Raw genomic sequence first — 18,918 nt, forward strand, 5'->3', positions numbered from 1 at the left:
GTTCGGGGTTAAGCAGCAAATGCAAGTTAATATTACCTGCGACCACCGTATTATATACGGCGCCCATGCTGCTGCCTTTTTGAAAGACTTGGCATCGTGTATTGAAACCGATACACAATCGCTGACTATGTAATATTGCTTAAGATAGCGCTAATTTTAATTTACAAGGCTCGGTTTAACTCTTAACCGAGCTTATTATTTTATATAGGTACACCTGAAACCTTTAAAAAAGACAGGGTAGAGGCAGAAGATAAGGAAAAGTATAAAGAAAAACTTTAGTTATACGTATAAAGAGAGTTTTAAAATAATTATTACACAGCTAGTCCTATGACAAAAGAATCTCCCTTAGTTTCTGTGATTGTATCGGCTTACAATGCCGAGACTTTTATTAAAAGGACATTGAATTCTATCCTTACTCAAACGTACACAAATATTGAAGTTTTAGTTGTTGATGACGGTTCGCAAGATGGAACTGCCAAAATTATAAAATCTTTTGCTCAGAAAGACAGTCGTGTCAAACTTTTGCAACAGGCAAATGCAGGGGTAGCAGCAGCTCGCAATTTAGCAATTGAAAAGTCTAGTGGTGAGTATATCGCACCGATTGATGCTGATGATATTTGGTATCCCCAAAAACTAGAAAAACAAACGCAATGCTTGCTAGAATCCGACTCATCTGTAGGACTAGTTTATGCCTGGTCGGTCAATATTGACGAGGATGATGTCATTTTTGGAATACCTGATACCGAATATCATAGGTATTTTCAAAGCGCAGAGGGAACTGTTTACCCACTTCTGGTATATACCAACTTTTTAGGCAATGCCAGTGTACCTTTGATACGTCGCTCTTGTTTTGAAAAAGTTGGTGGTTACGATTGTAAACTAAAAGCACATAATGCTCAAGGTTGTGAAGACTGGGATATTTATTTGCGTATTGCTGAACATTATAAGTTTCGGGTAGTACAAGAATTTTTGATTGCCTACCGTCAGGTGAGAGGAAGTATGTCTTGTAACTATCGGTCAATGGAAAAGTCTTACAATCTGTTTATGGCAGATTTCCAACAAAGGCATCCAGAAATTCCTACTTACATTTACGATTTGTCTGCCAGTAATTTTTACTTTTACTTATCAGCAGCTAGCGAGTCTTGCGGAGATTATTGGAGTACTTTAGTCTTAGTATATAAAAGTATAAAATTAGACTATACCCAAATTGTTGGCTTATTTAAATATCAATTTTTGATTAAATTGCTTTTGAAAATTGCAGTTAAGCCAATAATGTCTTGGATGGGTCTACAGCATGACTACTGGTATCAGTATCTTAAGAAAAAATTTCAATCACCTAATAATTTAGCTGTTAATCGTGTGATTAATGTTTCTGATATCCAAAAAAAAGCTCACAAACTCCAGTCATCGCGGAAACTATACAGCCGAATTTATCAACAAAGATGGTTGCAAGTTTTGCAAATTTGTCGAACAGTTGAATTATAGGCTTAATCACGGTACACGGTTTTACCATCACCAGGTAATATTGTTAGTGACCGAGGACTGATTTTTTCTCCAACGGAAACTTCGATATCTCCATCCCAAATTTCTATTGATAAAATTTTTCCATCCGCGCTTTCATAGTCAAAATATTGACATTTTTCTGCTTTTCGTTTCATAGTTATGCCAGTACGTGTCATTCGAGCTTTACCATAATCTACACGTGTATATATTTCTCCTGCAAAGTTTAATTCAGGTGGTGGGTCTTTACTAACATCAAGTTGGTTTGTCGGTTCGAGTAATGCCACTTCAACACGGTCATCTTCTTCAACTGATAACCAGGCTATTTTATCTTTGTCTTGCAACAAATATTCATACCACTAATAGGCGCCTACTTGATAAGTCAATCTACCTTCAACTACCCAATCTGTACCCATATGCTGAACTATATCATGAAACGATACAGGTTGATTTAAATCTTTTCCTTCTGTAGTTCCATAATCAAGCAGTGCCAGTGCAACCGTCAACGTCTCATCTTGCTTCGCGCGTACATCTAACCCACCCAAAGTATCTTGTTCGTCCCAGGTTCCCGACTCTCCATCTTCGTACCAAGTACCAGTCTCACTCCATCCTTCCTTAATGCCCGAAGCTATTACTTTTCCAGCTTTATCGAGTAATTGTATTTCAAACGCTACCCACTCATTGGCATTTATTCGCGCTTGGGCATCAACACGTAGGGCGCCGAGTGCATGTGGTTTTAATTCTATAGGTTTAAGTTTTGTAGGTTCATCATCGTCAACCGTGACTCTTTCATCTAACAACGTTCGCTGCCATATCGGTGAAAAAATTAACGTTACAAAAATTAATATAAAACTAGAGAAGGCGCCCCAAGCCCACCAATCAATAAAACGACTTGTTCGCTTAGTTGTTATAGGTACTTGCATTGTAATTGTATAAATTAAAAAAGTGTGTTAATCACTATATATTAGCCTTCTGTTATTTAAAATGGCAAAAATGTAGCATAGGCGTCTCGCCTGTGCAGTGGAAAACTTGCAACGGATTATGAACGGATGTAACAGATAGTTGATTTGTTCTTTATAGGCGCCATATCTTATACGTATAATACAAACACGTAAAATTCAAACTTATTGTCATGCTGAGGCACGTAAACGGAGTTTTCGCGAAGGGTAGCATCTTCAAGATTTGCAATATGTATGTAAAAATCTATCCTTTACTTCTAATGTCAGAAATTGTGTTGAATTTTCTAAATCTCGAAGGCGCCCCTCGTTTCTGAAACAGGCGCCGTAAATAAATTTTGTTTGCAACCAATAACTCATCCCTTACATTCGGGAGCATCCATTGCTAGCTAACTTATCTATCAGGACATAATTCCGCGCGTAACTCAGGACGGGTAGCAAGATATGAGCTAAGGTAGTTGCAACCGCGCTCTAGTAAATCATCTAAATCTAAATACCATAACTTAATAGTATTGTCATAATTTCCAGAAGCTAAAGTTTTGCCATCCGGGCTAAAAGCGATACTGTAGACTGAATCTTTATTCTCAGTCAAAGTAAAAATTTCTTTTCTTGTGCCAACATTCCACAACTTGATTGTACCGTCCCTACTTGCAGAAGCTAGAGTATTGCCATCCGGGCTAAAAGCAATACTGTAGACAGAATCTTGATTACTAGCCAGAGTGAAAATTTCTTCTCTTATGTCAACATTCCATAACTTGATTGTACCGTCCCTACTTGCAGAAGCTAAAGTTTTGCCATCCGGGCTAAATACGAAGCTGTTTACCCCATCAAGATGCCCAGCCAAGCTAGAAATTTGTTGTCCTGCTTCTACATTCCATAGCTTGATGGTTCTGTCAAAACTTGCAGAAGCTAAAGTTTTGCCATCAGGGCTAAATGCAATGCTGATGACTAGATTTTGATGTCCAGTTAGAGTAAAGATTTCTTGACCTGTTGCTACGTTCCATAGCTTAATGGTTTTATCATCACTTGCAGAAGCTAATGTTTTACCATCTGGGCTGAAAGCAACGCTGTTTACCCAGTTTTGATGCTCAGTCAGGGTATAAATTTCATCACCCATTTCAACATCCCACAATTTGATAGTTTTATCCCTACTCGCAGAAGCTAAAGTTTTGCCATCTGGGCTAAATGCGACGCTGTAAACCACATCTTTATGCATAGTAAGTGTAAAAATTTCTTTGCTTATAGCAACATTCCATAACTTGATGCTTCCGTCAGCACTTGCAGAAGCTAACGTTTTAATATTAGAGCTAAAAGCAACACTAAGAACAGCTTTTTGATGCCCAATCAGAGTAGACATTTCTTTACCTGCACCAACGTTCCATAACTTGATAGTTCTGTCAACACTTGCGGAAGCTAACGTTTTGCCATCAGGGCTAAATACGGCACTAGTGACAGATTTTTGATGCCCAATCAAAGTGCAAATTTCTTTACGTGTAGCAAAATCCCACAATTTGATGGTTGTGTCACTACTAGTAGAAGTTAATATTTTAGCATCCGGGCTAAAAGCAACACTGTTCACCCCATCTTTATGCCCAATCAGGGTAAAAATTTCTTTACTTGTAGCAATATCCCACAACTTGATGGTTCTGTCGTAACTGGCAGAAGCTAAAGTTCTACCATTGGGACTAAAAGCGATGCTGAAGACAGAATTGTTGTGCCCAGTCAAAGTAGAAATTTCTTTACTAGCGGCAACATTCCATAACTTGATGGTGCAATCAATACTACCTGAAGCTAGAATTTCACCGTTGGGACTGAAAGCGATGCTGAATACAGAATCTTTGTGCCTAGCCAAAGTAGAAATTTCTTTACCTGTATCGGTATCCCACAATCTAATGGTTCTATCACTACTAGCAGAAGCTAAAATTTTACTGTTAGAGCTAAAAGCGATGCTGAAGACAGAATTGTTGTGCCCAGTCAAAGTAGAAATTTCTTTACCTGTAGCAATATCCCACAACTTAATGGTTTTGTCCCAACTTACAGAAGCTAACATTTTAGCATCAGGGCTAAATATGACGTTGTTGACCGAATCTTTATGCCCAGTCAAAGTAGAAATTTCTTTACCTGTATCAATATCCCACAATTTAATGGTTCTATCACCACTTGCAGAAGCTAAAATTTTACCATTGGGACTGAATACAATACTATTGACCTCAAATTGATGCCCCTGTAACTGATTACGTTCACGGATGTTGAACAAAATTTCTTGCAAGCTAAATACAGGACTATAAGCAGGTAAATTTGCCAGAGATTTTTTATCTTTAACCAAACTTCTCAACTCGTTTCCTATTCGCATCGCTTCTACTAAACTATTAATTTCTCCTCTCCAAAAAGGTTGGCGCAATAAATTCATTCCTGCTTGTTCCAATCGAGTAGCAATTTGAGCATTTATGCGTTCTTGTTCTGCTAATTGTTGCTGTTGTTTTGCAATCTGTAACATCTGTTGTGCTTTTTGCACTTTCTGCTGTGCGTGTTCCAATTGTCTAAAAGCCCTTTTTTTTGCCTCAATTAAAATTTGATTCGCTTCTTGTTCTGCTTCTAACTTGCGTTGTATTTCTTCTTTATCAAAATCCTGACCTTTTAGCAAATACTGGTTATCCAAACCGCTTAAATTTTTATCACTTGCCCAGTTTAAAGCATCCTGTAAAGCTTGTCCTCGCAACAAACGCGAGTTATCCTCAAAGTTACTATCTACCCATGCTTTAAAGTTTTCAGCGTAAGGACGCAAAGAAGCTAGTTGTTTTTCAATCCAATTTAAGTTAAATACGTTAGCATAAATTTGATTATAAACTCTTAATTTTCCTTGTTGTTCTACTACTAATCCAGTTAAACGTAACTTAATCTGTTCCGGACTATCATCTATTTCAATTTCCTCTCCCCCACAATGAAATAAAGCCTCTTCCCCAATGGGGGAGAGGTTTGAAGAGGGGTTCTGCAAAACTTGCTGATATAAGCCCAAAAGTCTACCCGTAAGAAATCCACCACCTCTTAAAATTCGTTCTCGAATTGTTTTTAAATGTTCTGGTTCATCCTGCGTTTCCCAATTAGATATAATATTGAGTTGCACTAGCTCCTCAACCCAGCACACGACTTCACTAACCGTCATCACATTTGCATTTTTAACCAGCGTACAAACCTTCTGTGTTAAAAAAGGTTGTCCACCAGTCCAATTTAATACCGCTTGCATTACTACCATTGGGTCGCTAACACCTAAACCTTGAGCAAGTGGTTCTGTTTCTTCTAACTTAAAACCTTCTATTTGAACTGCTCTACCAATATTAAATGGTGTACGTCGCTCATCTTTAATTAAATCAGATGGCACCGCTACTCCAACTAAAGCAAAAGTTAATCTTTGAAAATATGGGTTTATATTGCGCTTTTCATAACAGTTTCTAATTAAAGCAAAAAAATCATCCGTCGGAAAATCTAAACTTAGAATACTGTCGATTTCATCGATAAAAATTATTATTTTTAACTTGACAATAGGCAGCATTATCTCCTCAATAAATCTACCCAATCGCTGCACAGGAGAAATTTTAATGCGTGCGTCCCACCATGTAAAAAATTCTGTAGTATCAATAATATTAAGTTCTGTAGCTAAGGTATAACCAATACCCGTATACCACTGTTCTATATTGACCTCTTGGCTACCCTGCCCAGAAATATCAATCGTTACACAAGCATAACCTTCAGCTTCTAAGCGCTTCACCGTGCGTACAAGTAAACTAGTTTTACCCATTTGCCGCGAGTTAAAAACATAACAAAACTCACCTGCTTTTAACCAGCGATAAAGTTCAGCATCAGCTTGCCGCACAACATAACTTGGAGCATTTTCTCCTAAACTACCACCAACTTTATACTCGTAGTTAATTGTCATGATTTAATAACCGATAGAATAAGACATAAGACATAGCTACAACGCATCAAAACATTACCGAACCTGAGCTGAGTTAGGAGAACTTTGAGTTCATATCGACTTGTATTTGACTGTACTACATAAATAGTTAGTTTTTATACTGACTTAGTAAAATTTTTATCATTAGTTATTATTAGTAACGAAAAAGCCTTAATAGTTACTGGTAATAGCAACTAAGTATAATTATTAAAAAAATAGTATAGAAAGATACTTTTAAATGGATAATTATTTTACGAGATTAATTAGTATTTATATAATTTGATATAGCGGTTCTTAGTCAAGTGAGCTACAAATTAAATTAGTAAATATCTTGTAGGGTGGGCATCTTGTCCGCCACAGTGTACTTCATCAGAACGGAAATTGCTATATACTTTAGGTAACTAACAATGAAACTATCATTCAAAGATACTAAATTTATTATTGAAGCACTTGATAATCTAATAAATATGTATGAACAGCGTCTTGAAAGTGAAGATATTGATGAGGATGAAGCTTCTGATATAGGTAATGATTGTATGTTTTTAGAAGCTTTACGTGACGATTTAGTTAAAAACTTGAAACATAATGTGTTAGCTACTGAAGTTAGTTCATCTCAAAACTTACCAAGTTTGGAAATTGAAGCAGGTATTACAAAGCAAACAGGAGCTTAATTAAGGGCACTTTTGATGATTTTGTTTGCTTATCTGGCACCAATACGTTCAAAAAATAAGAAATTTAAATATGAATTCACTTAAAAATCAAGGATTTGCAGCGAAAAATGTTTATCCCACTGAGAAAGGACTAAATATAGAATGTTACACCTATGAAGAGGCTGAAGCTGCTTACGAAGATTGTCGGAGTAAAGGAATGAGTGTTGAGTTAAACGGGGCTATTATTACTTGGAAGTTTCACAATCCTAAGAAACCAATGCCTCTGTTATTTCCCCTACCAGTGATAACAGGGGAAACGTCGTGTAAAAATGCATAAATTCGAGCTTAGAGCCGACCTTGATATTTAAGTAGGTGGGCGGAAATAAAGCACACTTGTTTTGTTTTGGTTAAGAGCGCTAAAGTCAAACTGTGAGAGAATTACAGCAGTTTTACATTTCGTTACATAGTTGTAAATTTTTCCGTTCACCTACTTACAATGTCAAATCATCTTTATCGATTTCATCGTTAACTAGCGTGTCTTCCGTATCAGTCCAGTTTTCTAACCAGTCGCCGTCAATATCCTCAATATGCAGACAGATCCCATCTACACCAGCAGTTCTTCTGCTATGTCTTAGGCTTTTAGCTCTTTGAAGAGCCTCTAAAGCCCTAAGAATTTTTTGTTCTCTAAGAAGGTCTAAGTTGACGGACATAAAGTTGCCCGTTGATACTAACTACATAATAACATTCATCAATATATTCATCACTACATTTAAATACACATTCGGCTATCTGCATTTAAACTTGATTTATCGCTGGATTAAAGCTTATGAACTTAAAACCTAGCTTACTTTTCTATTACTAATTTCATTATATTGTTAATCATATATGGATAGTAGCTCAAAAGATGGCGCCTCTTTAAGCATATAAATATTTATTATAATCTAGTATCAAAAAATACATATAATTGCAGTAGCTTACGAATATTTTTCTCCTTCATATACTAAAGCTGGAGCAAATGAACATGTTTTATATTCGAGGCGGGCAGGGATGCCCGCTCCACAAGAAAGATTCTGCTGTATAAAAATATTGGGTTTATATTGACTTTGTATTTGACTGTACAATACAAATACTTAGTTTTTATCTGAAATTTAGTAAAGTTTTTATAATTAGCTATGGGAAGGTCAGCGAAAGTACGTACAGAGTTCATTCCTACTGTAAAAGGCGCCTTGATTAGAAACGGCTTTTTTCGTCAGATAGATTTAGCTGAGAGGTTAGAATTATCACAAGCGACGATTCATAGCTTCCTCAATGGTAAACCTGTTGATTACCTGAACTTCTTAGAGATTTGTAAAGTACTGGGATTTGAGATTCTCGATATTGCTGATTTAGAACAACCTGTCAAAGTTAATGAGGGAAAAACTTTTACTATCAACCCTTCTCCTCTCGAATTACCTGAAGGAGAAGTACCTCTAAATTCTCCTTTTTATATGGAGCGTCCTCCTGTAGAACAACGCTGCTACGAGGAAATTTGCAAACCTGGTTCGCTAATTCGCATTAAAGCACCACAGCAAACGGGTAAATCTTCGCTACTCGCGCGCATCCTTAAACATACTGAAACTCAAGGTGATATAACGGTAATATTAGATTTGAAGCTTGCGGAGTCTGAGTATTTCAGCGATTTGAATACTTTTTTACGCTGGTTTTGCGATAATCTTATTTTGGAGTTGACCCAAGATAATCAGCAGTTGCAGCAAAAGCTGGTTGATAAGTTAAATGAGCATTGGAAGTTAGCTCAACGTATCGGCAGTATGAAGACTTGTAAAGATTATTTAGAGCGCTTTGTGTTTCCAGAACTTAGCCACCCGTTAACTTTAGCTTTGGAAGAAGTTGATAGAATATTTGAATATCCAAAAATCTATAAGGACTTTTTTGGTTTATTACGTTCTCTACATGAAGAAGCAAAGCGACGCGATGTTTGGAAACAACTGCGGTTGGTGATAGTACATTCAACTGAAGCTTATGTACCGATGGATATCAACCAATCACCGTTTAATGTTGGCTTGTCTGTAGAATTACCAGAATTTACCCGTGACCAAGTAAAACATTTAGCTCATCGTCATCAACTTAATTGGAGTGATGCAGAAGTTGACAATTTGATGGCAATGATAGGAGGACATCCATTTTTTACCCGTTTAGCGTTATATAAAGTTGCTAATCAAGAAATAACTCTAACTCAACTCTTAAAAACGGCACCTACCGCAGAGGGTATATTTAGTAACATTCTACGTATGATAGAGTCTATTTTAAAACAACAGCCTGATTTAGGCACCGCGATGAAAGCGTTAGTTAATTCCACTGCTACAGTGTTTAGTAATGAGATTCGGTACAAACTGCGCGCGCTAGGGTTAGTCAAGCTGCAAGGTGATGAAATAACATTAAGTTGCGAGTTACACCGTCAATATTTCCAAAATTTTTAAACAACGATAATGTAGAGACGTGACATGTCACGTCTCCAAGATTTGGTGTTTTTATAATTTCACGTTTCTGGAATGTTGCGTCTCTAAGATTAGGTGTTTGTGAGATTTTGCATTTCTGTTCAATTCCGGAGACGTGACATGTCACGTCTCTACATTTATTGTATAAAAACTTAATTGCTAAATTTTTATCAAATTAACTCAATTAGAATCAAAAATTACTCAAGTCTATACTCAAATACAGGCGCCGTTTGATAGAAATCATCAACCTAACAAACAGCCCAATGTCTACCAAAATTACAAAATCTATTGCGATTTGTTTACTATGTGTTATGTCGCTAACTGCTTCTAGCTTACCTTCAGAGGCTTCTAACGGCAAGCAAGTACAAATCACAAATAAATCTGTCTCATCTACTTTAAATAGGTTATATAAGTTAATAATAAATTCAGGTAGGCAAAGAAGACCTGCTATTAGTAGATAAAAAAGAAAGGCAGGCAAGATGCCTACCCTACGTTATAAGTCTGTTGCTAGCATTTGGATAAAGCGTGGTGCGCTAGGGTCAAAACCTGCTAAGTCCCAGGATGCAGAACATTGAGGATCAACAAGTGAGATATTGTTCGGCGCCAATGTTACATATACTGCTTTAGCTTTTGGGTTGACTTTCTGGTGATATTCTGCAAGCGCTTGACTTGGATGTTTACGTCCTGCCCAGCTTTCACAGTCTGTCCAAAAACAAATTACATCAGCTTTAAATTTGTTTTTAATCATCCAGTCGTAAGCAACAGATGCATCTGTTCCACCAAAGTTTTGATTGCTTGCTTTGTTCATTGCTGAACTGAAGGAGTCTTTTGCAGTAATACCCAGGTCAATAAATTGCGTTGAGAAACCACGGATGACATAGTTTTTTTCAGCTTTTGCTGTTGCTAGTGCCATTGTTGTCGCAATTTCACAGCAAGTTAATCCTATTGAACCGACAGTAGTCCAACTCATCGAACCAGAAATATCGACTGCGTGTAAAAATACTTTACCTGTTGGTTCTACAACATCGAAAGAAAGTTCTAACGCGCGCTCTAAAATATCTACAATACGATGAACAGGTTGCCAAGTTTTTTTGCTTTGCCCTAAACTTCCACCTGATTTGTACGTTTTTAGTGCTTTCAATACATCTATTGGATGGATACGTCCTTTGCGAAGATGGTCGCGACTGTTTAGTACTGACTCTACACGGTCTAGGTTTTTTCTTTCGTCCGCGCGTAGTACACCTAACTCAGTTAATGAACCCAAGTTTCGTAACATGGCGCCGATAGGCATATCATTAAATAATAATTGCCATGCTGTTTTATCCATTTTACCAACTGGCGCCGCCATTTCATGAGTCAAGCGACCTTTAGAAATTGCGGTGTGCGTTTCACTTGGGTTACGCTTCAACCATTCGTACCACCAAATTTGGGCTAAACCATTAGATGGAATTGCTTCTGGTAAATTTTTCCATCCATTTAACACCCACTGAAATAATTGATTATGGTCTTCGGTAGGTGGTTTAACGTGGAATAAACGTAATGCGTCACGGTGAGAGAAACCTTGTCTTTGTTGATATTTTAATAATTGATACGCCAAGTCTCTCACATTTTCGCGCGCTAACCAGCTTTGTCCAGCTTCGCGAACAATCTTACCAAATCCACGTATTGATTTCGTATAATTCAACCATTCGTAGAAATGGCTGCCAGTACGTACAACTTGAGGAAAAATTTCTTGGAATGCTTTTTTGGCGCCGTTTGTTTCTCCCATTGATAACAGAACTAAAGCAAAAATCGGTGCGCTGTTATTAATTGACCGTCCATCAGAAGCATATACGATTTCAGAAGCAACACGTTCGGGATTTTTAGCAATGGCTTTAGATAATGTATCAACAAAATCATTGGTTAAATCGTGCTTGCCTGCATAATAGGTATTTTGTGAAGTACCAATCAACAAGCAGCGACGTAATACTTGCCACATATCAGCTTTGAACATGTAACCACCAGAGCGTCCTTGAATCATCTCAGCTTCGCGTCCGGGAATTGGTTGAGATTGTGGAGTATTTTTATTTTTTTTACTTTTTTTATTTTGATTTACAAAAAATTTGTACGACATTTTTACCTCCGCTAGTCCCGTAAGGGCAATGAAATAAAATTGACAGGACGAGAATTGCACTCGCATCTCCGGTGAATAAGGGGGGATTCGTTAAACAGCGATAACCCTCATTCATTCGTCCCGTAAGGGCAATATTGGCGCTTTACTATTAAGCTACCTGCCAGTGTGGATATATACGAATAGACTTCTAGATGTATATAAGGTGGCGGAGCAAGAATTGAACTTGCGACCTCGCGAACCCAAATCGATAACCCTCATTCATTCGTCCTGTGAAGGCAATTAAGTCGAACAAGGATATTTCGCGCTCTAACCACTGAGCTACCCGCCACATGAATTTTGCTTCGTACATGAATATATTTGAGATTCCAGTATTTGTTTACGTCATTGCTTGTTTCCTGTGTTGTTTGCTATGAATATAAAGTAAACCCTGTGCCTTCCCCTAAGCTATTTTTATTCTCAAAGCTGACAAATCAGTCACAGCAAGTATTTCAAGCCTAGGGGAAACAAATTCCTTCAGGGATTCCCCTAATTTTTGATGTAAATAAGAAAAAAGAAACAGGCAATAATGCTTGCTCCACAAGAGTTATAAGGTTGTAGAGGGTAAATTTATGCACTCACCTTACTAACTAGTGGTCTGTGTCATTAGTTTTGGTAGTATATAAAATAACCCGTAGGTCAGGCATCTTGCCTGACCTACGCACACGCGAGACACCTATGCTACCAACCCCACAAAATTAATGACATGAACCACTAGCTTTTAAACAAAGGTAAACTGATTGGAATTGGTAAGGCTTAAATTATTTGGACAAATGTTAGCTAAGATACCAATTAGTTCTGGAGTGGGGGCATCATTCAGTAACACCTGTCTCAAAAGAACTTTGTTCTGCAAGACTTATATATTTAGCTACTCATCGTTCTCAGATTGTACTCCCTCAAAGCCCAACCAAAACAATAATCTTTTTTCAACTTCGAGTAATTGCTCTGGTGTCAAACTGCCTTATTTTCGTATCAACTTAGCATGAGGAATTGTGATCAGGTTTTGTACATCGAATACCCCTTGCCGAAGAAAACTAACTATCGGTTTGTACTTGTATTCATTTTGCTGACAGGATTAATCGCACTATAGCAGTCCTAAATTATTTGTAAAATTCATATAGGAATGCTATAGTTTATCGAATACAAATAGAAAAATAAATGCTAGAAACTTCGCTTAGTGAAGAATACAAAACATACTCCAAAACTCCAAAACAACTTGGCGCTTTGTTCCATTTATTTATTAAATAATTGATAAGGCTAAACTACTATTGAATCTAATACCACCCAGTTACACTTCAACTTTGTAATTGAGTTGGTGTTCATCTCCAGGCAATCCTCGAAAAGCCCAATTGTGCTTAGGGTTTTCAAAAATCGTTATTTCTAGGTCTTGCGTTGAAATACCAAGTGGCTGTACTCGCTCAAATAGTAAACGAATCAATTGCTTTTTTGCCTCAACGCTACGTCCCTCAATCATGCTTAACTCAATGATAGTGTAGCGTTCTGTACGTCCTGTAGGGTAGAAAAAATCTGAGGGGTCAAGAGAAAAAAACCGATGCGCGCGTTTGTCAGGTGGATATTGAAGTGCATCCATCACACAAGAATGAACTATATCAGAGAGTGCTGCTTTGATTGGGTTGAGATATTCTCTTAATCCGTAAATTTTAACTTGTACCATAACTATATATTTCAGGAAACGCTTACAAGGGATATTTTAACTGACTTCTTACTGCTAGAAAGTATTTTTAGCTTTCATGTGGTATAAAATTTATCCACGTTCTTTAGGATTAATAAAAGAAGGTAAGACTTCTTCACATAATGTAACATAAAATATTACATCATGAAGTATAAAATGTGGGTAATAACACCTTTGGTTTTGAAGATTTAGTTGGTTCCTAACTTTTAAAAGTTAGGAATTTTAGTTTTCAAAATCGATATTTTTAACACAAAATAATTACGGTTTTAACCTTTCTACACATTTCCGCAAATCGCTAATCGCTTCCTTAATGTCCACATGTACAAACCGCGCGTTCCAAACTCCCTCAGAAGACATACGCTGTTCTACTCGTTCAAACAGCTGTCCAAAGGTATAAGGCTGGATTAATTCTTCTGCCAACCATTCAGCATCAATTCCTAAACTATTTGAAATAGGCGCCACTTGGCTTGGAGTAACTTCAGAACCATTCAGAACAGAAGACCATATTTTCCGAAGTTGATGACGTGCGCGTAAACGTGTTTCGATAGCTTGGAAAGACTCTACAAGAAACATCTGATTTTGCCGTCCCATTTTTGTCCACTCGTTCAGTTGGTTAGCCAAACCGTTATTTGTACGTCCAGTTTGTCTTGCTGAAGTTGTGACTCGTACTGATGGACTATGACGAAATCGCGCGTTCTCCCGTAGCAAAGTATTATAGAAAGCCACATCTTCTGGAGTATGCACAGCTGGTAAGCCACCAGCTTGTGCATACATTTCCGCAGTGACAGCCAAAGAAGCACCGTAATGTTGATAATGTCTGGGGAAAGGGTCTATAGGATCAGGGTCAAGATAACTTTCTAATTCCGCAATCAAATATCGATAACCGACCTCACGCAAAAAACAAGCTCTGGCATAAGGGTCTAGCTTTGCACGACCAAGAGAATTTGTAATTATTCTTCCTCCAACTGCATCGGCGCCGCAAGCTATTTCATAAAGGTTAGCTGCAACCCAAGTTGGACTTACTTGTGAATCTCCATCTGTAGACGCGATAACCCCACGCTTACGTCCAATACTGCTCAAACGACAATATGCTTCATCCATTAATAATTGACGTACTCGACCAATATAAGCTTCTTGTGGAGGAAGAGTCATTTCTACAAGGTGCAACTCTAAGTCTTGATGCTCCTGGGCAAAACTTTGAGCAATATCTACTGAATTATCGCTGCAATTGTTCAAGAGTACTATGACTTCGTAGCGCTTATGGTCTAAACGTTGTCCTTGTAGGTCAAATTGGTGTGCTAAAGCTTCTAGCGTATGCACCAAAGTTTGAGCTTCGTTGCGAACTGGAACAATTACACAAACTTCGCAACTTGACAACGGAGCCTTTTGAACTAATACAGGTGAAAAATGTATGCGTAACTGGTCTGGTTTTGCCGCTGGAAAGTCAGCAACTACTTGCAATTGCCTACTTTCCATAAAAACCATTGCTTTGTCTCCATAAAGATAAACTGATTGCGTTCATCCAAAATTAGAAATGTCTTGAGTTTGTAAATATATTCTGTGATTTTTAATACTAATTTTGAATCCATCTGCGGCATGATTAGTACTGTTGATTATTCTATCTATAGATATAAAACGATTAATTTATTATTTGCTATTATTAAACAATTAAATTTATAGTTATAGCTTCGACTGTCAGTACTTTGCTACCAGTTCACAGAGAGCTTTACTTAAACACTGATAGTGTTCCAGTATATTATAAATTTGTGCTGAAATTCTGATTAACAACTTCGCTTCTCCATGCCAAGGAACAACTTGCACCTCAATTCCATACAGGTCAAATAATTCATCATGAAGTGAGGTATAACTGTATTTTTCTAATACCTTTGGTACTTGTAGGGTTGCCATTGAACCAATCATGACCTCTGGACATGGAGGTGCTATATTCAGTCCATCACAAAGTAATTGCCTTCCTAGCATCACTAACTTGTGGTTACGTTGTATTAATTCATTCCAACCACCAGGCAAAAGTGAACTCATAAATTGTATAGCTTCACCAACACACATATATGCTGTTGGATCATCGGTACCCATCCAGTCAAATTCCAATTGGAAACGACTTTTATGTGTAAGCTTAGAATTGGCGCCGTGGCTAATAGTTAAAGGACGTATTTGTGATTGTTTGTCACGCTTCACGTACAAAAACGCCGCACCCTTTGGAGCGCATAACCATTTATGACAATTTCCTGTGTAGTAAGTGGCGCCTATTTCACTCAAGTTTAAAGTCAACATCCCCGGTGCATGGGCACCATCTACTAGTACATCAACACCACGCACTTGTAATTCTTTAACTAACTGCTGAATTGGAAATATTAACCCGGTTTGACTTGTTATATGGTCTAAAAGTGTCAAGCGCGTTTTATGTGAAACTTTCTCTAGGACGGCCTCAATAATTTGTTCCGGGGACTCAACTGGAAAGGGAATATCCGCTACTACTACATGTGCATTTGTGCGATTAGCAACAAAATCGAGAGCATTCCGACAAGCGTTATACTCATGGTTTGTCGTCAACAATTCATCACCAGGAGTAAAATTAAGTGAACGCAGTACAGCGTTAACTCCTGTTGTGGTATTCGGTACAAATACTAAATCTTGCTCTTCCACACCTATAAAAGCTGCGAGCTTGTTTCTGGAAGCATCTAGCAAAGACTCCCACTCTCTTCCAAAAAATCGTAGTGGCTCATTTTCTAACTGAGAACGCAATTTCGCCTGCATCTCTAAAACAGGACGCGGACACGCGCCGAACGAAGCATGATTTATAAACGTAACGTTCCGGTCTAATAACCAGTATCTTTGAAAATAAGAGGCATGAGGCTTGAAATCTACCATCTCACACTCCACCCTTTACTTTACACGATGTACTGACTAACTTTTTGAACTCCCCAGGCAGGATTCGAACCTGCGACCAATCGGTTAACAGCCGACCGCTCTACCACTGAGCTACTGAGGAATGTGGCGCACGATTAATAATAGTAGAGGTAAAATCAGAAAATGGCAAGTGTTTTTGAAATTTTTTTTCGATTTTTTTTCTTTTTACTGAAAACCTTACTGTGAAGCTGTTTTGACGGGCTGTATTTATTTCATAAATTAACTATATAGCTATAAAACGTTAGTAACCCTCTAATAAACTATTAGAGAGTCACTTATCGAGTACATGTGACATTATTCTGTGTTCAAATGGACAAGCACGAAATTTTATCAAATTATCAAGGTAGCATTCGCAACTCAGCTAAACGCTGACGCGCTTTATCATCAATCGAATTTGCTAGAAATCTAGCATTGGATTTACGCTTTGGATTATACTTCTGACGCGCACGACAAACAGTAGCTTCAACTTGATGGCAAAGTTGTGGAGCGGACATCCACTCAGCACCATAACCTTGTATCATTAATTGCTGGGCGCGGTCGGATGTAGCTACTATGACGCGCGATATTAGGGACTGAGCAATTTGATAACGGTAAGAGGCACAACTTTTCTCTATATATGTATCTGCTGTCTGTCCAAACTCTGTGTAATGTACAGATAAAAGCTCTGTTATAACTTCTCGATAGCAGCTAGTGTTTTGATACTGAGCATCAAAAACAATTTGAGTTTGATAGCCTTGAAACGCGCTGTAACTAGTCATCGACTCAACTAGCTCTGCGCGCGCAGTTTCTAGACCTGCTGTGTCACGAGTCTTTTTTAAGCAAGACCAGGCGCCTATTATATTGTAGCCGTCTACTAACAGGACGGCTGGTGCAAGTGAACGGGACATGGTTTATATTCACAAATTTTCTAGAGTTAACAAAATCGTTCATAACTCTTATAGTAATCCAAGTCCCTCTTGTAACATGATGTTACAAAACAACAAATCATCTTTGAGAGTTATGAGTGCTGAGTTATGAGTGCTGAGTTAAACTTTTCGCCTCCGCGCCTCCTAACTTTTAACTTTTAACTTGGCACTCAGCACTCAGCACTCAGCACTCCTAACTATTATTTTCTGTATTCGTTTCCATTAGTCGCTGTTTTAGTCGCTGTGGTTCGCCGCTATCAATGAGGATACCTTTTTCGAGTAAAAAAGCTCCATCGCAGTAGTTGAGTTCGTCTAGACGGTGTGTTACCCATAAGGCTGTGATACCGCGACTTTTAACCAAGCGTCGAACACTATCGACTAGTTCTAGTTGGCTGTCTGGGTCAAGTAACGCCGTTGGTTCGTCTAATAGTAGAACAGAGCTATGACGTGCCAAGGCGCCAGCAATGGCAACGCGCTGCTTCTGTCCACCGCTTAGTGCATAAATTGGGCGCCGTTGCAAGGAGAGTAAATTGACTGCACTTAAAGCCTCTTCAACTCTTGCTCTTACAACTCTTGGAGGTAATTTTTCTTCAACTAGTCCAAATGCTACGTCGGCGCCAACCGTAGGCATAACGAGTTGATGGTCAGGATTTTGGAATACAAAACCAACTGGGTGTAAAGTTTTAATTTCACCTGACAGTGGCGCCAAAAGTCCGGCTAACAACCTTAATATAGTTGATTTACCACTACCATTAGTACCTAAGAGCATCCAAAACTCACCCAATGGGACTTGTAAAGAGCAAGATTTTATGACTTCTTGCCCTGAAGACCAGTTAAAGTTTAAATTTTTGACTTCAATACCAAGTTTTACCATGCCGTTTCCAAGTGCGCCGCTTATTCAGCGGTAACGGCGAAGAAACCAGGAGGTCTACCAGTACCAACTGCCGAACCTTCTTTTTGAGTGACTTGCAACCCAGAAATCTCACTTGCTCGGACGGCAATCTTTTTCTCAGTTTTACCTTCACACTTAAGCTCAATAATATCTGGAGTACCCGAACGCATTGCAGTTGTAATCATTTCGTAAACCGCTTCAGCATCCGACTCGGACTTGCGCTGTATCGAAAGAGGGAAAGCGGTGTTTTTGACAGTTAAATCGATGGTGAACATTGAGCCTTCACTAAAATTAATATCTCAGCAATTATTCTAACGTGCCAAACCTATACCATGTACCTGCTGATAACCCTACAAAAGGCGCCTTCTCTACTCCTAACTTGAGGAAGAGGTGCGTGACACCACCAGATGATTGCTTCGTTTCAGAATTGTTGTAGTGTCACGCACCCTACCTCATATCCGAAAGATATATTTTACTTATTCTTAACATTTCGCTACAACTGACATAATGTATGCCATGTAAGCTTTTTTGCCCTTACGAACGTAAAGTTAGATTAAAAACCCCCTGGAAAAATAAGTAATTAGGCTCTAATATATTAGAGAGAAGTAAAAAATTGTAAACTAGGTTTGACACCTAGTTAATAATCTGTGTGTAACCAAATACTTTATTTTCGGTACACAGATAGGTAAAATCCTCGTAATTATAATATTCTGGAGATTCGCTCAAATGACCATTGCAGTAGGACGTGCGCCCAGAAGCCGTGGGTGGTTTGACGTACTAGACGACTGGTTAAAGCGC

Annotated in this window: 17 protein-coding genes, 1 tRNA gene and 1 pseudogene; 5 read left to right on the forward strand and 14 right to left on the reverse strand. The window is 38.2% G+C overall.

Annotated features, from left to right (window positions below):
• Nucleotides 1–133 (forward strand): 2-oxo acid dehydrogenase subunit E2 (locus AC2JBO_RS31150; RefSeq protein WP_496957521.1); only part of this gene is annotated, 133 nt, incomplete at its 5' end.
• Between the two features lie 194 nt (nucleotides 134–327).
• Entirely contained in the window at nucleotides 328–1,485 is a 1,158-nt protein-coding gene (locus AC2JBO_RS31155) for a glycosyltransferase family 2 protein (RefSeq protein WP_496957505.1), read from the forward strand.
• A 2-nt stretch (nucleotides 1,486–1,487) separates the two neighbouring features.
• On the opposite strand, the gene AC2JBO_RS31160 is transcribed toward AC2JBO_RS31155, so the two are convergent.
• From AC2JBO_RS31160 to AC2JBO_RS31170, 3 genes are all read right to left on the reverse strand, one after another.
• Nucleotides 1,488–1,847, reverse strand: a complete 360-nt coding sequence (locus AC2JBO_RS31160) for a DUF4178 domain-containing protein (protein ID WP_496957506.1) — start codon at nucleotides 1,845–1,847, stop codon at nucleotides 1,488–1,490.
• Between the two features lie 12 nt (nucleotides 1,848–1,859).
• Nucleotides 1,860–2,423, reverse strand: coding sequence for a hypothetical protein (locus AC2JBO_RS31165; RefSeq protein ID WP_496957507.1), 564 nt, complete (start codon nucleotides 2,421–2,423; stop codon nucleotides 1,860–1,862).
• A 427-nt stretch (nucleotides 2,424–2,850) separates the two neighbouring features.
• Entirely contained in the window at nucleotides 2,851–6,390 is a 3,540-nt protein-coding gene (locus tag AC2JBO_RS31170) for a WD40 domain-containing protein (RefSeq protein ID WP_496957508.1), read from the reverse strand.
• 425 nt (nucleotides 6,391–6,815) lie between these two features.
• Here AC2JBO_RS31170 and AC2JBO_RS31175 point away from each other — a divergent pair, with 425 nt between their 5' ends.
• Together AC2JBO_RS31175 and AC2JBO_RS31180 are read left to right on the forward strand one after the other, a co-directional pair.
• Nucleotides 6,816–7,079, forward strand: coding sequence for a hypothetical protein (locus tag AC2JBO_RS31175; protein ID WP_496957509.1), 264 nt, complete (start codon nucleotides 6,816–6,818; stop codon nucleotides 7,077–7,079).
• Between the two features lie 70 nt (nucleotides 7,080–7,149).
• Nucleotides 7,150–7,395, forward strand: a complete 246-nt coding sequence (locus tag AC2JBO_RS31180; protein WP_496957510.1) for a hypothetical protein — start codon at nucleotides 7,150–7,152, stop codon at nucleotides 7,393–7,395.
• Between the two features lie 154 nt (nucleotides 7,396–7,549).
• Here the strand turns inward: AC2JBO_RS31180 and AC2JBO_RS31185 are convergent, their stop codons facing one another.
• Nucleotides 7,550–7,768 (reverse strand): hypothetical protein, encoded by a 219-nt coding sequence (locus tag AC2JBO_RS31185; protein WP_496957511.1) that lies wholly within the window; start codon nucleotides 7,766–7,768, stop codon nucleotides 7,550–7,552.
• A gap of 462 nt (nucleotides 7,769–8,230) precedes the next feature.
• On the opposite strand from AC2JBO_RS31185, the gene AC2JBO_RS31190 reads away from it, so the two are divergent.
• Nucleotides 8,231–9,535 (forward strand): AAA-like domain-containing protein, encoded by a 1,305-nt coding sequence (locus AC2JBO_RS31190; RefSeq protein WP_496957512.1) that lies wholly within the window; start codon nucleotides 8,231–8,233, stop codon nucleotides 9,533–9,535.
• 208 nt (nucleotides 9,536–9,743) lie between these two features.
• Here AC2JBO_RS31190 and AC2JBO_RS31195 read toward each other — a convergent pair whose 3' ends face one another.
• From AC2JBO_RS31195 to AC2JBO_RS31240, 10 genes and pseudogenes are all read right to left on the reverse strand, one after another.
• The gene (locus AC2JBO_RS31195; RefSeq protein WP_496957513.1) at nucleotides 9,744–10,031 is read right to left on the reverse strand and encodes a hypothetical protein; all 288 of its coding nucleotides are present in this window, start codon (nucleotides 10,029–10,031) and stop codon (nucleotides 9,744–9,746) included.
• A gap of 15 nt (nucleotides 10,032–10,046) precedes the next feature.
• Complete coding sequence (locus AC2JBO_RS31200; protein WP_496957514.1) at nucleotides 10,047–11,666, reverse strand: TROVE domain-containing protein; 1,620 nt, start codon at nucleotides 11,664–11,666, stop codon at nucleotides 10,047–10,049.
• 202 nt (nucleotides 11,667–11,868) lie between these two features.
• Nucleotides 11,869–11,994, reverse strand: a pseudogene (locus tag AC2JBO_RS31205).
• Nucleotides 11,995–12,990: 996 nt separating this feature from the next.
• Nucleotides 12,991–13,377, reverse strand: a complete 387-nt coding sequence (locus AC2JBO_RS31210; protein ID WP_496957515.1) for a tautomerase family protein — start codon at nucleotides 13,375–13,377, stop codon at nucleotides 12,991–12,993.
• A gap of 276 nt (nucleotides 13,378–13,653) precedes the next feature.
• Nucleotides 13,654–14,871 (reverse strand): glycosyltransferase family 2 protein, encoded by a 1,218-nt coding sequence (locus AC2JBO_RS31215; protein ID WP_496957516.1) that lies wholly within the window; start codon nucleotides 14,869–14,871, stop codon nucleotides 13,654–13,656.
• Nucleotides 14,872–15,090: 219 nt separating this feature from the next.
• The gene (locus AC2JBO_RS31220; RefSeq protein ID WP_496957517.1) at nucleotides 15,091–16,284 is read right to left on the reverse strand and encodes an aminotransferase class V-fold PLP-dependent enzyme; all 1,194 of its coding nucleotides are present in this window, start codon (nucleotides 16,282–16,284) and stop codon (nucleotides 15,091–15,093) included.
• Nucleotides 16,285–16,333: 49 nt separating this feature from the next.
• Nucleotides 16,334–16,405: transfer RNA gene (locus tag AC2JBO_RS31225), tRNA-Asn, on the reverse strand.
• A gap of 256 nt (nucleotides 16,406–16,661) precedes the next feature.
• Nucleotides 16,662–17,210: an NYN domain-containing protein gene (locus AC2JBO_RS31230; RefSeq protein WP_496957518.1), complete on the reverse strand. Its 549-nt coding sequence runs from the start codon at nucleotides 17,208–17,210 to the stop codon at nucleotides 16,662–16,664.
• A gap of 211 nt (nucleotides 17,211–17,421) precedes the next feature.
• Nucleotides 17,422–18,102: an energy-coupling factor ABC transporter ATP-binding protein gene (locus tag AC2JBO_RS31235; RefSeq protein ID WP_496957519.1), complete on the reverse strand. Its 681-nt coding sequence runs from the start codon at nucleotides 18,100–18,102 to the stop codon at nucleotides 17,422–17,424.
• A 20-nt stretch (nucleotides 18,103–18,122) separates the two neighbouring features.
• Nucleotides 18,123–18,395 carry a UPF0367 protein family gene (locus tag AC2JBO_RS31240; RefSeq protein WP_496957520.1) on the reverse strand — a complete coding sequence of 91 codons (273 nt, stop codon included), beginning with the start codon at nucleotides 18,393–18,395 and terminating at the stop codon, nucleotides 18,123–18,125.
• Between the last annotated feature and the right edge of the window lie 523 nt (nucleotides 18,396–18,918).

The sequence above is a fragment of the Calothrix sp. CBUCES-K 9914 genome (assembly GCF_059640475.1).

Bases quoted from the DNA above. Each gene is read 5' to 3' on its own strand.
- AC2JBO_RS31155 (WP_496957505.1), top strand. From the start codon at position 328: ATGACAAAAGAATCTCCCTTAGTTTCTGTGATTGTATCGGCTTACAAT.
- AC2JBO_RS31165 (WP_496957507.1), bottom strand. From the start codon at position 2,423: ATGCAAGTACCTATAACAACTAAGCGAACAAGTCGTTTTATTGATTGG.
- AC2JBO_RS31170 (WP_496957508.1), bottom strand. From the start codon at position 6,390: ATGACAATTAACTACGAGTATAAAGTTGGTGGTAGTTTAGGAGAAAAT.
- AC2JBO_RS31175 (WP_496957509.1), top strand. From the start codon at position 6,816: ATGAAACTATCATTCAAAGATACTAAATTTATTATTGAAGCACTTGAT.
- AC2JBO_RS31180 (WP_496957510.1), top strand. From the start codon at position 7,150: ATGAATTCACTTAAAAATCAAGGATTTGCAGCGAAAAATGTTTATCCC.
- AC2JBO_RS31185 (WP_496957511.1), bottom strand. From the start codon at position 7,768: ATGTCCGTCAACTTAGACCTTCTTAGAGAACAAAAAATTCTTAGGGCT.
- AC2JBO_RS31190 (WP_496957512.1), top strand. From the start codon at position 8,231: ATGGGAAGGTCAGCGAAAGTACGTACAGAGTTCATTCCTACTGTAAAA.
- AC2JBO_RS31200 (WP_496957514.1), bottom strand. From the start codon at position 11,666: ATGTCGTACAAATTTTTTGTAAATCAAAATAAAAAAAGTAAAAAAAAT.
- AC2JBO_RS31210 (WP_496957515.1), bottom strand. From the start codon at position 13,377: ATGGTACAAGTTAAAATTTACGGATTAAGAGAATATCTCAACCCAATC.
- AC2JBO_RS31215 (WP_496957516.1), bottom strand. From the start codon at position 14,871: ATGGAAAGTAGGCAATTGCAAGTAGTTGCTGACTTTCCAGCGGCAAAA.
- AC2JBO_RS31220 (WP_496957517.1), bottom strand. From the start codon at position 16,284: ATGGTAGATTTCAAGCCTCATGCCTCTTATTTTCAAAGATACTGGTTA.
- AC2JBO_RS31230 (WP_496957518.1), bottom strand. From the start codon at position 17,210: ATGTCCCGTTCACTTGCACCAGCCGTCCTGTTAGTAGACGGCTACAAT.
- AC2JBO_RS31235 (WP_496957519.1), bottom strand. From the start codon at position 18,102: ATGGTAAAACTTGGTATTGAAGTCAAAAATTTAAACTTTAACTGGTCT.
- AC2JBO_RS31240 (WP_496957520.1), bottom strand. From the start codon at position 18,395: ATGTTCACCATCGATTTAACTGTCAAAAACACCGCTTTCCCTCTTTCG.